This window comes from Campylobacter pinnipediorum subsp. pinnipediorum (assembly GCF_002021925.1).
Classification (GTDB): Bacteria; Campylobacterota; Campylobacteria; order Campylobacterales; family Campylobacteraceae; genus Campylobacter_A; species Campylobacter_A pinnipediorum.
This window is the reverse complement of sequence record NZ_CP012546.1, coordinates 500,326-513,744: the sequence shown is the minus strand read 5'-3', so window position 1 is coordinate 513,744 and position 13,419 is coordinate 500,326. Positions and strand designations below refer to the sequence as shown.

Below are 13,419 nucleotides of genomic sequence, written 5' to 3'. Positions count from 1 at the left end.
ATTATCCCCTTTTCTTTTCAATAAAACTAATAATAGGCAAAGCCACAATAAATAAAAATAAAAATAAAACAGATGTTCCAAATCCAAACCACTCTCTACCTTCTGTTGGAATTTTACCCAAGATAGAAAGTGCAATTAAATCAGCAACAAGCAACCAAAACCATATAAAAAATAGAGGTCTTTTGTGTGCTGGAGCAACTACATCGCTTGTATCTAGCAAAGGTATTATCATAAATGCAGCACCTGCAAATGCAAACGATAAAAGACCTAAATTACCAGCTGAAATTCCAAAAATATCAAAGAAAAATCCACGTAAAATTTCATATTGCCATAAGAAATACCACTCAGGATATATATGTGGTGGAGTTTTTAAAGCATTTGCTGGTTCAAAATTTATAGGGTCCATAGCAAAGCCAAAATGGAAGCATACTAGATACATAAAAAATATCATAAAAAACGCTACATACATAAAATCTTTAGCTAAAAATCCAGGCCAAAAAGGTATAACTTTAGCTTTTTTTCTATCACCGTGCAAATATTCATTTGCTTCTACATCAAAATCTATCTCTTCACTTTCAAGGTTGTTTACATGCGGAATACGCAAAGAGTAAAAATGCATAACAACAACAACTATTATAATAATAGGCATAAGACAAACATGAAGCATAAAAAATCTAGTTAATGTAGCATCACCAACAGCATAATCGCCCCTTATCCACTCAACAAGAGCATCGCCTATAACAGGAATTGCACCAAATAATTGAGTGATAACAGTCGCCGCCCAATAACTCATCTGCCCCCAAGGAAGCATATAACCACTAAAAGCTTCTGCGGAAAAACAGATAAATAACAACATACCTGTAACCCAAATAAGTTCTCTTCCTTTTTTATAAGAACCGTAATAAAGTCCAGTAAGAAGATGTATATACATTATTAAAAATATTACAGAGGCAGCAACAGCATGCATATGACGCCAAAGCCAACCATATTCAACTTCTTGCATAATAGTAAAATTTACACTATCAAAAGCTAAATTTACATCGGGTTTATAATACATAAGAAGTAAAAGCCCTGAAACAAAAAGGACAATAAAAAGAGTGGTTAAAATAACACCCATAGCCCAAAGAAAGTTTATATTTTTTGGTATCCAATATTCGCTTACTAAAACCTTCATAAGCTTAGTAACAGCTAAACGCTGATCTAGCCAGTCAACAACTCCGTTTGATTTATGAATTTGTGCCATATTATCTCCCTTATGCTTTGCCGACTAATTTGTTATACTCGGGTCCTGTTTCACCAAGTACTAACTTTGTTCCATCTATTTTAAACGGTGGAATATCTAATGGGCGCGGTGGTGGTCCAAAAACATTTAAACCATCAGCATCAAACTCGCCTCCATGACAGGCGCAAATAAATGCATTTTTAGAACTCTTCCATTCTGGTATACAACCAAGATGGGTACAAAGACCTATCACAACCGTATATCTATCATTTCCAATCTTTATATCTCTGTTATCATTTGCAGGAGAATTTGGATCTTTTTTTAAAATAAATATTGGCTTTTTACGCCATTCAACCTGTCTCATCTCTCCATCTTTCATAGGACTAAGATCAACGGTTGTAAAACCTGCTGCTTTAACACTTGGAAGTGGATCCCAAGTCTTTTTCATAGCAACCAATGAAAAAGCACCGCCAACAGCAGCCACTGCTCCGAACGCAATTCCGATAAAATCGCGTCTTTCTTGCTTTACAGACATTATTTTCCTTTCTTAATTAATTTATACAATATTTGCATTATATCTAAAAAATATTAAAAATTCTTTGTGCAATTTAAATAATATTCTTACAAAATAGTCGCTTTATATATCAAAATTAATTATTATATTTTATACTTTTATTAGTTTTTATTTAAAAACTGATTCTAAAAATTTTAAATTTAAAATCAAAGAATGAGAAAAAGGATCTATAACAATACCATCATATTCATTTTTTTCGGATAACAACATCGGAGTATAATCTTTTAATTTAAGCTTTATACTTTCTTGCTCCTCATCTTTTCTCCATTTAAGCATCTCTTCTTGGCTAGTAAATAAAGGATAATATTTTTTATCTGTGTCTTCATCTTCCAGTATAACAAATCTAATATTATTCCCTTCTTCTTCATCAAAAGAGCTTCCATCTTTGTTTACCATTGGTGAAATAAGCATTATGGGCGATAGAAATTCACTAGTTTTTAGGATATCTATTAAATTCCTTTCATTATCGCTTACTGGGTTTTTTAAAAATTTATCCATCGCATCTTTTAAATTCATAAACATCCTATAAGATAAAATAAGTAAATAAATAACAACTAATCATAAGGTATAAAAACAACAAAATAGCCAAAATAAATGGTTTATACCCAACATTAACAAAAATGCTTTTATTTATTCCCATACCAAGACATATCATTGCAACACTAAGTAAAAAATTATCAAAATATTGTATAACATTCAAAACATCTTTGGAGAGCCCTAAAAATGAATTTACAACAATTACAATCAAGAAAAATATAGCAAAATACGGAATAAAAGATTTTATATCTCCTTTACCTTCTTTTGTATTTAAAAATCCCAAAACAAAAAGCATAGGAACAAGCATAAGAACTCTAAGCATTTTTATAATAACGGCATTTTTTTGAACCAGCTCACCAAAACTAGATGAAGCGGCCACAACATGAGCTACTTCGTGCAAAGAACCACCTATAAAAAAGCCTATTTGCTCTGGTGTAAAATCAATAATTTTAAACAAAAATGGATAAGCAAACATGCCAATACTGCCAAAAAGCACAACAGTGCAAATCGCAATACCTACTTTATCACTACCGCCTTTTACAACACTCTCACTTGCCATTACAGCAGCAGCTCCACAAACAGAACTACCAGAACTTATAAGGGCTGAGCTTTTATAATCTAACCCAAGCATTTTACCAATAAAAAGACCCAAGAAAAATGTGCTAAAAACTATAAAAAATGCTAATGTTATACCATTTAAGCCAACATATTCAATATCCGATAAACTTATTCTAAAACCAAATAAAATTATACCAAAACGTAAAATTTGTTTTGTTGATATTTTTACAACACTTGTATTGCTGATTGATTTTGATATTTTTTGAAAGAAATTTGCCAAAATAACACCAAGAACAACAGCAATAATTAAAGGTGAAATAAAATAGGTGCTAAATGGTGGTAAAAAAGATATCGCCACACATAAAACACCGAGAATAAAAATAAAACTCCAAGATTTTTTAAATTTTAAAAAACTGTTTAAAGTTTCCATTGTTTTTTACATTTTTTCCTTAGCTTTAATACCCATAAGTTTTAAAGTAGTTCTAATACAAAGAGCAACAATAGCAAATAATTTCAACAATGCATCTTCATTTTTAGCACCTACAACACGGTTTTCATTATAGAACTTGTGAAAATTAGACGATAAAGATTTTAGAAAATCGGTCAGTTTATGTAATCCCCTAGAGCTATAAACATCTTGCAACACTTCGTTTAAGGTAAGAGCTTCAAAAAGCAAATTTTTTGCATTTTCATCAAGAGAATCCAGACTAACATCTAAGACGTCTGAAACAGTCTTGTTTGCTTTTGTAAAAATTTGATTTACACGAGCATGAGCATAGTTGATATAAAAAATAGGGTTTGAGCTATCATTTTGCTTTAATGCATTAAGTTCAAATTCCAAAGGGCTTGTGTTTGATTTACTTATAAACATAAATCTAAGTGCATCAGAGCCTATATCTTCTACAATCTCACTCATAAGCACAGATGTTCCGGCTCTTTTACTCATCTTAAAAGGCTTTCCGTCTTTTAAAAGACTAACCATTTGCATTAAAATAACTTCAAGTTTATCTTCATCATATCCCAAGAAATTAATAGCCGCTTTTATCCTAGCTATATATCCATGATGATCAGCTCCCCAGATATTTATATACCTATCGTATGATTTTTCAAATTTGTTATCGTGATAGATAATGTCTCCTGCAAGATATGTAGGCCTGCCATCATTTCTAATTACAACCCTATCATTATCATCGTTTAATTTTGTAGATGCTATATAGGTAGCACCATCTTTTTCATACATCTGACCAGATTTTTTAAGTTTTTCTATGGTTGGAATTAAATTTGAATAAAGTGATTTTTCACTAGCCCAATTTTGTATAAAAATGCCAACATCAGCCAAATCTTTTTTTATAATTTTCAAAACTTCATCTTTTGCAAATTCAGCAAGCTCGAGATTTCTGTTTTCATCATAAAAAATATCTTTACCAAATTTATCAAGTGCTAATTTTGATATCTCATTTAGATATTCACCTCTATAATAAGATTCTGGATAAACCACACTTTCGTTAAATAAAAATTCTTTTGCGGCCAAACTAACAGATATGCCAAGCAAATCTATTTGATTACCGGCATCATTTATATAATACTCAGTTGTAACGTCGTAACCAAGATACTCGCCTATATTGGCCAAAGTATCCCCAAAAACAGCACCTCTAACGTGACCTATATGCAAAGGGCCTGTTGGATTTGCACTGATATATTCTATAAAGACACTTTCGTTTTTTTTCTCGCCTTTTGCAAAATCAACATCAAGCTTTAGTGTTTGATTTGAAATTTTATCCAAAAACTCATTTTTTAATTTAAAATTTATATAACCATTGACAGCACTTACGTCAAAAATATCACTGTTTTGAAACTTAGACACAAGCTCATCAGCTATCAACATTGGTGATTTTTTAAGCTCCTTAGCCATAGAAAATGCAATGGGTGTAGCATAATGAGCCAAATTTTTATCTTTTGGTTTTTCTAGGATAAATTCTCTACCAAGAACTTTAAATATTTCGTTTTTTACTATATTTTTCAAAGCTCAAACCTATACAGTTTTAGTCTCTTCACTATTTTTAACAGTCTCTTCTTTTTTCTCAACTTTTTCTACTGGCTCTTCCATTTCGGCCTTAAAGCTTTTTATCCCTTTTCCAACACCTTTGGCTAGTTCAGGAATCTTTTTAGCACCAAAAAGTAAAACTATGATAACCAAAATTATCAACCATTGACTAATACCTATATTACCCATATTATTCTCCTTTTATTATAAGTTATTAACAATTTTTCCAGTTATCAATAACTTCTATTATATTAACAATTGAACTTTTAACTCTCATAGAACGCACAATGGATAGTAAATCCATATAGCTTTTTTCTATATCATCATTTATTAAGAAATAATCATATTCTGATATATGCTCCATCTCTACCGCAGCATTTGTCAGTCTATTTTTTATTGTTTCATTAGAATCAGTATTACGTTTTTGCAATCTTTTTTCTAATTCATCTTTGTTTTTTGTTGTCACAAATACAGATGTTATATAGTTTTTAAGTTTTTCTCGAGCTATACAAAAACCCTGAACATCAATATCAAAAACAACTATTTTACCATCATTTAAAGCTTTAAGAACAGGTTTTAAACTAGTGCCATAATAATTTTTGTGAACACATGCCCATTCTAAAAATTCATCATTATCTATACCATATTTAAATTCATCTTCGCTTACAAAATAATAATCAATACCTTCTCTCTCACCATTTCTTCTTGGTCTAGTAGTGCTTGATATAGAAAAATATAAATTATCCTCCTCTTTAAAGAGTCTATTTAAAAGTGTGCTTTTCCCACTTCCGCTTGGACCTGAAACTATCAGTATTTGGCCCTTCAATTACTTTTCCTCAAAGCTTATATTTATTTTTATATTCATATCTCTCAAAGCTTCTTTTATAGATGTTTCAGTAAGGGAACTAGTTATATGTTCGGTTATTTTTTTAGTTAGCTCTTCTTTAAAATCATCATTTTGAATACCACTTTTCTTTATCTCTTTTATAGCTGCTGCGGCACTTTCTAAACCAAATGCGGCAAGCATAGATGCTTCATCAATATCATCTATAGTGTTTATATCTTTATTTTCCATATCCAACTCATCTTTTACATCAATTTTATCTAATTTCTCTTCTTTATTCATGCTATCGGATTTATCATCAATATTATCTTCTAAGTATATTTCTTCATCAATGTTTTTATTTTCTGATTTTTCTTCATTTTCTGATTTTTCTTCTTCACTATTCTCATCTAAAATGTTTTCTGTTTGCATATCCTCATTTGTTGTAAGTTCTTCTGTTTCTTTAAAATCAGGCTCATTTATATTTTGATCTTTAATTGTATTATTGCTATTGATATCTTCAATTTGATTTTCTAAGTCATTAGAAGTGCTAAGAATATCATCATTCTTATCATCATTAATTTCCAAATTATCTTCCTGTAGTTCTTCCTTAAAATCATCAGATTGAGTTTCAATATCTTCTAATATATGTTTAATTGTCTCAATAGAATCCATTTTGTCATCATCGCTAGAACTATTTTCTTTATTTTCATCTAAAGTATCTTTTTTTGATTCATTAAGATTTGAAAGTTCTTCATTATCCTCCAAATTTTCTAATTCATCAACATTAATTTCTTCTTTTAAATTTTCATCCGTGTTGTCTAAATCGGCTATTTGCTCTTCATTATTATCTTCTTGCAGCAACTCTTCAGAAATATCTTTATTTTCTTCAATTGATTCTTTATTAGACTCATTCAAACTATTGGAATTTAAATTCTCTTCAATATTTTGCAATTCATGCTTCTTCAAAACATCATCTATAGAAGTATTATCAATACTTTCTAAAGTATCCAAAGCTTTCATTTCATCTTCTAAATTTTCAATATCACTTTCCAAATCCAATGCTTCTTTGTTGTCTACATTTTCATTCAATATTGAATCATCATCTATATTTTCTTGATTTTGTAGCCCAATATCTTGCAAGTCATCTAAATTTTCAATATCAAAATCATCTTTTAAAGAAACTTCATCGTCTAATTTTATATCTAGATTATCTAAATTTTCAATCTCACCTATATCAAGATCATCATCAATACTTGGCAAGTCAAAATCTTCTAATTTATCCGAAAAATCAATTTCTTTATCATCAAAATTATTATCTTTATCTAAAGTTTTTAAATCTCTCTTGTTGTTTTCAACAGAACTATTTTCTTCAAAAATACTTATAAAATCAGTAGGTAAAAATGGTTTTTGCAAAACAACATCAGCAAAATCAGGAGATTCAGCTCCACGAGGTAAAAGATACATTACTTTTGATGCAATGTTTTTTAAATCAATATCACTTTTTTCTACATCACTATCCAGTATCAAAAAATCAAAATTATCATCAACATCAGAAAGCTCTTGAAACTCTAAATATTGAGCTCCAATTTTATTCAAGCTTAAAGTAATCAATCTTGAAACTGCAGGATTTTTGTTTACCAATGCAACTTTCATAAATACTCCTTGAAACATAATCTTTTATTTTATGATATTTTTCTTTTTTATTTACTTAATTTTAAAAAAATAAATCAGGTAAATCATTTATTAGCCTAAGCATTAAATTTGTAAAAATTTTCATAATACCAGATAAAATAGCTATAAGCACAGCAAACGATATTGTTATTTTAATAGGATAACCTATAACCAAAAGATTAAATTGAGGCATAGTCTTCATAAGCATTCCAAAAATAACATCCGATAATAAAGAAAGACCTATTATTGGAAATGATAGTATAAATCCAAACATAAAAAGATTAATAAAAGTATTAATAGTATATTTTAACACTCCTACTCTTGGATAAAAATCGCCAAGAGGAATATTTGCCAAAGAGTGTGAATAAAACTGCAAAACTAGATGATGTCCGTCAAATACCAAAAATGTAAGCAAGGCTATAAAATTTATAATATTTGAAATAACTGGTGAGTTTGTCCCTGTTTGTGGGTCTAAAACTGTTGCCATAGAAAAACCCATAACCATGGAAATTTGCTCCCCTGCAAGTTGTAAAATAGCAAAAACAATAGTAAGCAAAACTCCGGAACAAAGACCCAGCATAACCTCGCTTAATATATCTAAAATTAAAAAATTTATAGTTCCATCATGGACTTTTGATAAAGGAAAAAGGACAACAGTCAATAAAAATATAAATAATGTTTTTATTGATATAGGAATTTGATTGTGTGAAAAAAACGGGAAAAATACCACAAGTCCGCTAAGTCTAGCAAACAAAAGCATAAAGGTTATAACTCTATCGGGACCAAAAAATTCTATCAGCTCCATCTTAAAAACTGTTTATTTTCTAACCTAAATTTATTATCACAATTTACAGCCAAGTCGTTATCATGAGTAACCAAAATTAATGTTGCTTGATTTTGTTTTATATACTCAAATAAAATATCCATAACATCAAAAGCTGTATTTTTATCTAAATTTCCAGTTGGCTCATCAGCAAATATAACTTTTGGTTTTTTACTAAGAACTCTTGCTATACTTATTCTTTGCTGTTGACCGCCACTTAGCTCGCCAATTTTTTGATTTAAAATTTTATCGATACCCAATCTCTCAAATAAATTTTTATCATAATCTTGATTTGATAAAATATTTGCTATTTGTATATTTTCAGCACCGCTAAATCCCTTAAAAAGATAATGTGCTTGAAATATGATACCAAAATCGAGTCTTCTTATGTTGTTTAGTTCAGTATCTGAAAGTGTATATAGTGATTTTTCATTATAATAAACATCGCCATTATTTGGCTTTAATAAAGTAGAAAGAATATGAAGTAGTGTTGATTTACCACAACCACTAACTCCAACAATGGCGCTACTTTCGCCTTTTAAAAAAGATAAATTTACATTTTCAAAGAGCGTATAATCATACGCAAATGTTAAATTACACGCTCTTAAAATTTCCATTAGCCGATTTGAGCTGCTACTTCAGCTGCAAAATCTTCATTTTTCTTTTCAAGTCCTTCACCAAGTTCAAATCTAACATATTTTACTATCTCGATTTTTCCACCTAGTTCTTTACTTTTTTCAGCTATAACTTGCTCTATTGTCTTTTTGTCATCCATTACATAAAATTGGCCTAAAAGTGTTAAGCGTTGATCTAAAACTGTGTTATCAGCGAAAAATCTTTCAACTTTACCAGGTAAAATTTTATCCCAAATTTTTTCAGGTTTACCCTCTGCTTTTAATTCTTCTTTGATTGCAGCTTCAGCTTTTGCCAAAACATCATCAGTTATTTGAATACGACTTGCATATGAAGGTATATGATGCAATGTTTTACCAAGTCTTTTTAGCTCTTCATTGTCTTTTTCAAGTTCAGCTTTTAATGCAATATACTCTTTTTCTACAAATTCTGGATCTAAATCTTTATAGCTTATTACACTAGGTTTCATAGCTGCAGCATGCATACATAAATTTCTTATAAATTCACCAGCTTTATCAGCGATCTCTTTACTCTCACAAACTGCACCGATTAAAACACCAACACGTCCATTTGAGTGAACATAACCATTGACAACACCATTTTCATCTGTTTCGATAGTCTCAAAACGTCTAACAACCAAATTTTCACCTATTGTAGCAATTTGGCTTTTGAAATAATCTTCAAATTTAGTACCGTTTATACTACTTATATTTAAAGACTCAACATCTTTTATATTATTTGCTTGTATATGTAATGTTGTATCTTTTGTTAAAGCTTGGAATTGAGCATTTTTAGCAACAAAGTCTGTTTCAGAGTTTATCTCTGTAATAGTAGCTTTTTTGCTATCAGCAGATACTTCAACACTAACAAGACCTTCACTAGCAAGTCTGTCAGCTTTCTTAGCAGCTTGTCCTAATCCTTTTTCTCTTAGCAAATCTATAGCTTTTTGCATATCACCGCCAGCTTCAGATAATGCTTTTTTACAATCCATCATGCCAGCTCCGGTACTTTCACGGAGCTCTTTAACCATTTGTGCTGTAATTTCCATTATTCTTCCTCACCGCCAAAATCTTCTTCGCTCATAGCCTCAGCTACAACTTCTTTTTTCTCATCTTCTGTAACAGCTTGTTTTTCTTCGCTTATATCGCTATCTTGCTCTAATAAAGATTTTCCTTCTATAATAGCCTCAGCCATCTCTTGGCAGAAAAGTTGAACTGAACGAATAGCATCATCATTTCCAGGGATTGGATAATCAACAACATCTGGATCGCAGTTTGTATCAATAGGAGCAACAACTGGAAGTTTTAAACGATTAGCTTCTTGAACAGCTATTTTCTCTTTAACTGTATCAACAACAAATATCATATCAGGAAGATTTTTCATATCTCTGATACCGCCAAGTGTTGCCAAAAGCTTCTCTTTTTTTCTACGAAGCATAAGAGCTTCTTTTTTTGTTAATAAATTTATAGAACCATCTTCTTCCATAGTTTCTATAACTTCTAGTTTTCTAATTGACTGGCGAATAGTTCCAAAGTTTGTCATCATTCCACCTAACCAACGATGGTTTACATAAGGCATACCACATTTTTGTGCATACTCTTTTATAGCTTCAACGGCTTGTTTTTTTGTTCCAACAAAAAGTATAGTTTTTCCTTCAGCAGCTGCATCACGAACTATATTGTATGTATATCTAAAATAACGAATAGTTTTTTGTAAATCTATTATATAGATACCTTTTCTTTCACCAAAAATGTATTTTTTCATTTTTGGATTCCATCTGCGTGTTTGATGTCCGAAGTGAACACCACATTCTAATAAATCTCTCATAGTTACCATAATTAGGTCTCCTTAAATTTAGTTTTACCTCCACACCCATCAACAAAAACTAATTTGCAACCAAATCAAGGATTGGTGTGTGTGAAATAAGGCTTGGATTATACTTAAAATATTATAAAATTAAGATAAAATCAAATTCCCTCAAAAGCTTTTTTTGCATTTTCTATATCATTTTCATCAGGATGAGTTGATGCAGCAGCCCATCTAGCTTTTCTCTCTTCTGTAATAGGATGCATTGTTTTATCCCCTAGTCTTTCAGCCATATCTATCATTTCTTGAATCATTTTTGGATCAATAGCACCTTGGCAAATAAATTTTCTTAAAACTTCATTACCATTTTGCTCAAGTATTTTAACACCATTTTCAAGCATTTCAATACCATGGTTTCCATCTGGTTCTGCACCTAGTGTTATAAACAACCCAACTTTTTTATTTTTTACTTTTTCTTTGATATATCTTTTAAAGTGAGCATCTGGACCACCTTTATCTATATAGTATCCAACCGCAATAAAATCATACTCGCTTAAATCAGCAACACTTTTATCTTCAAAACTAAATGCGCTACAGCCTATTTTAGAAGCTATGGCTTCGCCTATTTTTTTTGTATTTCCGGTTAAAGATGAGTAAACAACTATCTTTTTCATTCAAATTCCTTTTGTATAATTTTTGATACTTCTTCGGAAATGGTATTTCCCCAAAAAACACCATCAACATTTAACTCATATCCATTTTCACTAATATTTAAAAGCTTATTTTCTTCACATTTTTTGAAAAAATTTAAAAGTTCTAAAAATCCATCTTCACTTATATATTTTTTCAGATCATCAAATTTAACTTTCGGATATTGAAACAAAGCCGTAAAATTTCTATAATTTATCTCTTGCTGTGGCAAAATTCCAACCATCTTAAGATTCTTTTTCATATTAAAAATTCCAAAATCATCAAGTTTACCACCAGCACCTATACCAAGTGGTAAAATATCAACTCCTAAGTGGGTAAGCTTTATATATTTATAAGAATCCCTATCTTTTTTATTTATCTTAGTAAGCTCCAAAAACTCATAATCCCCGCCCTTAAACATCTCATCAACAAAAGCATTATGAAGCATCTTATCTGTTTGCAAATCATAATAATCTTCTGTATGTGTTTTTGCAAACTCAGACCCCTCAAAAAATATAAGAGAGTAAAAACTAGAGCTATCTATGCCTATATTTTTTAAAATTTTAGCATCTTCTCTTACTTCTTGCTCTGTCTGGTCTGGATAATTATAAATAATATCCGCACATAATAATTTATCAAAATTTGCTCTTATTTTCTCAAGATGAGATATGGCGGCTTCTTTTGTATGAACCCTATTTAAAAGCTCTCTTCCTCTTTGAGAAAATGTCTGAATACCTATACTAAAACGATTAACACCAAAATCTTGCATCAATTTTAACTTTGATAAATTTAAATTATGCAATGTGCTTTCAAAATTAAACTCGCATGTGTTAGATAGATTAAATTTATCATTTATAGCACTAAGTATTTTTTCCAAATGTCTTTCTTTAAATATAGTGGGTGTGCCGCCACCAAAATAAACACTCTCAAAAACTTTTCCCCTTATATATGCAAATTTAGCATATAAATCAATCTGTTCTAAAATATATTTACAATATTCATCAAGTTCATCTTCTATCCGAGAACGATTCATTGAACAAAAAGAGCAAATATTATCGCAAAAAGGGGTGTGAAAATACAAAACACCATCTTTTTGTTTCGGAAAATTGGTGTCTAAAAACTCAAATAATTCATCTTCATCTGAATATTTAGAACGCTTTGGATGTCCAGAATGATGACTTTTTATTCTTTTTTCAAACATTTAAATACCTCCAAATTGTTTAAAAATCTAACTATATTATTTTAACATTTCAAAAATTTCACTCATGTTTTCTTTTATTCTAGGTGTTCCTCTTAATAAAAGCGAAGAAGGTATAGTGATAACCTTATCATTTTTTACAGCATTTATAGTTTTTAATGTTTCATTACTTGAAAGTATATCCTCTTTTGAACCCATACCACCTACTACTATTATAAAATCAGGATTTTTAGCAAGCAAAACCTCACTAGATATAATAGGTGTCTGCCCACTTAACCCATCAGCTATATTTACAAAACCAAATTTTGAAAAAATATCTCCAACTAAAGACTTATTATTAAATGCCATTATTGGGTTTGAAGAAAATAAAACCGCTACTTTTTTGCCTTTAAACTCGGAATTTGAAAACTTATTAATAGACTCTTTTATGTCGTTCACCAATTGTTTTGCTTTTTCATTTTTATCTAAAATTTCACCTATTTTTAAGACGTTATTATAAATATCATCTAAACTATCACTTTTTAGACCCAAAACATCTATATTAAACTTACTAAGCTCATCTTTTATATTTTCAGCGTGAAAACCAGTTACAACCAAATCAGGTTTTATCTCTATAATTTTTTCTATATTTGGTTTTGAATAAGTACCAACATTTGGAAGTTTTTCTGTTTTTTCAGCAGGCCAAATTTTAGACATGGTTAATTTTGATATAGCTGCTATATCAGATTCTGAATCAAGCATATACATCATCTCAACTACACTAGGCTCTAAAATAACTAGCTTTTTAGCCCCTAAAAGACTAGCACAAATAGCCAAACTTAAAATAATTTTCTTCAC

The 13,419-nt window shown here is 30.0% G+C and carries 15 protein-coding genes; all 15 read right to left on the bottom strand.

What is annotated here, in order from left to right:
• Nucleotide 1: 1 nt before the first annotated feature.
• Nucleotides 2–1,243 carry a cytochrome b gene (locus tag CPIN17260_RS02665; protein WP_078440524.1) on the bottom strand — a complete coding sequence of 414 codons (1,242 nt, stop codon included), beginning with the start codon at nucleotides 1,241–1,243 and terminating at the stop codon, nucleotides 2–4.
• Nucleotides 1,244–1,253: 10 nt separating this feature from the next.
• A complete protein-coding gene (locus tag CPIN17260_RS02660) occupies nucleotides 1,254–1,757 on the bottom strand; it encodes a ubiquinol-cytochrome c reductase iron-sulfur subunit (RefSeq protein ID WP_069632913.1) in 504 nt (167 codons plus the stop codon).
• A gap of 147 nt (nucleotides 1,758–1,904) precedes the next feature.
• The gene (locus tag CPIN17260_RS02655) at nucleotides 1,905–2,312 is read right to left on the bottom strand and encodes an SseB family protein (RefSeq protein WP_157887325.1); all 408 of its coding nucleotides are present in this window, start codon (nucleotides 2,310–2,312) and stop codon (nucleotides 1,905–1,907) included.
• Nucleotides 2,313–2,319: 7 nt separating this feature from the next.
• Nucleotides 2,320–3,321, bottom strand: a complete 1,002-nt coding sequence (locus tag CPIN17260_RS02650; RefSeq protein WP_069637935.1) for a YeiH family protein — start codon at nucleotides 3,319–3,321, stop codon at nucleotides 2,320–2,322.
• Between the two features lie 6 nt (nucleotides 3,322–3,327).
• Nucleotides 3,328–4,914 (bottom strand): arginine--tRNA ligase, encoded by a 1,587-nt coding sequence (argS, locus tag CPIN17260_RS02645; protein ID WP_069637934.1) that lies wholly within the window; start codon nucleotides 4,912–4,914, stop codon nucleotides 3,328–3,330.
• Nucleotides 4,915–4,923: 9 nt separating this feature from the next.
• Complete coding sequence (locus tag CPIN17260_RS02640) at nucleotides 4,924–5,124, bottom strand: Sec-independent protein translocase subunit TatA/TatB (RefSeq protein WP_069632909.1); 201 nt, start codon at nucleotides 5,122–5,124, stop codon at nucleotides 4,924–4,926.
• 25 nt (nucleotides 5,125–5,149) lie between these two features.
• Nucleotides 5,150–5,761, bottom strand: a complete 612-nt coding sequence (gene gmk, locus CPIN17260_RS02635) for a guanylate kinase (protein ID WP_078440523.1) — start codon at nucleotides 5,759–5,761, stop codon at nucleotides 5,150–5,152.
• The gene (locus tag CPIN17260_RS02630) at nucleotides 5,762–7,414 is read right to left on the bottom strand and encodes a hypothetical protein (protein WP_078440522.1); all 1,653 of its coding nucleotides are present in this window, start codon (nucleotides 7,412–7,414) and stop codon (nucleotides 5,762–5,764) included.
• Between the two features lie 61 nt (nucleotides 7,415–7,475).
• Nucleotides 7,476–8,237 (bottom strand): flagellar biosynthetic protein FliR, encoded by a 762-nt coding sequence (gene fliR / locus CPIN17260_RS02625; RefSeq protein WP_069632906.1) that lies wholly within the window; start codon nucleotides 8,235–8,237, stop codon nucleotides 7,476–7,478.
• Nucleotides 8,228–8,872 (bottom strand): ABC transporter ATP-binding protein, encoded by a 645-nt coding sequence (locus CPIN17260_RS02620; RefSeq protein WP_069636487.1) that lies wholly within the window; start codon nucleotides 8,870–8,872, stop codon nucleotides 8,228–8,230. The genes fliR and CPIN17260_RS02620 overlap by 10 nt, the downstream gene beginning before the upstream one ends.
• Nucleotides 8,872–9,936, bottom strand: a complete 1,065-nt coding sequence (gene tsf, locus CPIN17260_RS02615; RefSeq protein ID WP_069632904.1) for a translation elongation factor Ts — start codon at nucleotides 9,934–9,936, stop codon at nucleotides 8,872–8,874. The genes CPIN17260_RS02620 and tsf overlap by 1 nt, the downstream gene beginning before the upstream one ends.
• Complete coding sequence (gene rpsB / locus CPIN17260_RS02610) at nucleotides 9,936–10,724, bottom strand: 30S ribosomal protein S2 (protein WP_069636485.1); 789 nt, start codon at nucleotides 10,722–10,724, stop codon at nucleotides 9,936–9,938. Before rpsB ends, tsf begins: the two co-directional genes overlap by 1 nt.
• A 131-nt stretch (nucleotides 10,725–10,855) precedes the next feature.
• Nucleotides 10,856–11,368, bottom strand: coding sequence for a flavodoxin family protein (locus tag CPIN17260_RS02605; RefSeq protein ID WP_078387485.1), 513 nt, complete (start codon nucleotides 11,366–11,368; stop codon nucleotides 10,856–10,858).
• The gene (locus CPIN17260_RS02600) at nucleotides 11,365–12,585 is read right to left on the bottom strand and encodes a radical SAM protein (protein ID WP_069632901.1); all 1,221 of its coding nucleotides are present in this window, start codon (nucleotides 12,583–12,585) and stop codon (nucleotides 11,365–11,367) included. Before CPIN17260_RS02600 ends, CPIN17260_RS02605 begins: the two co-directional genes overlap by 4 nt.
• Before the next feature lie 36 nt (nucleotides 12,586–12,621).
• Nucleotides 12,622–13,419, bottom strand: coding sequence for an ABC transporter substrate-binding protein (locus CPIN17260_RS02595; RefSeq protein ID WP_069637929.1), 798 nt, complete (start codon nucleotides 13,417–13,419; stop codon nucleotides 12,622–12,624).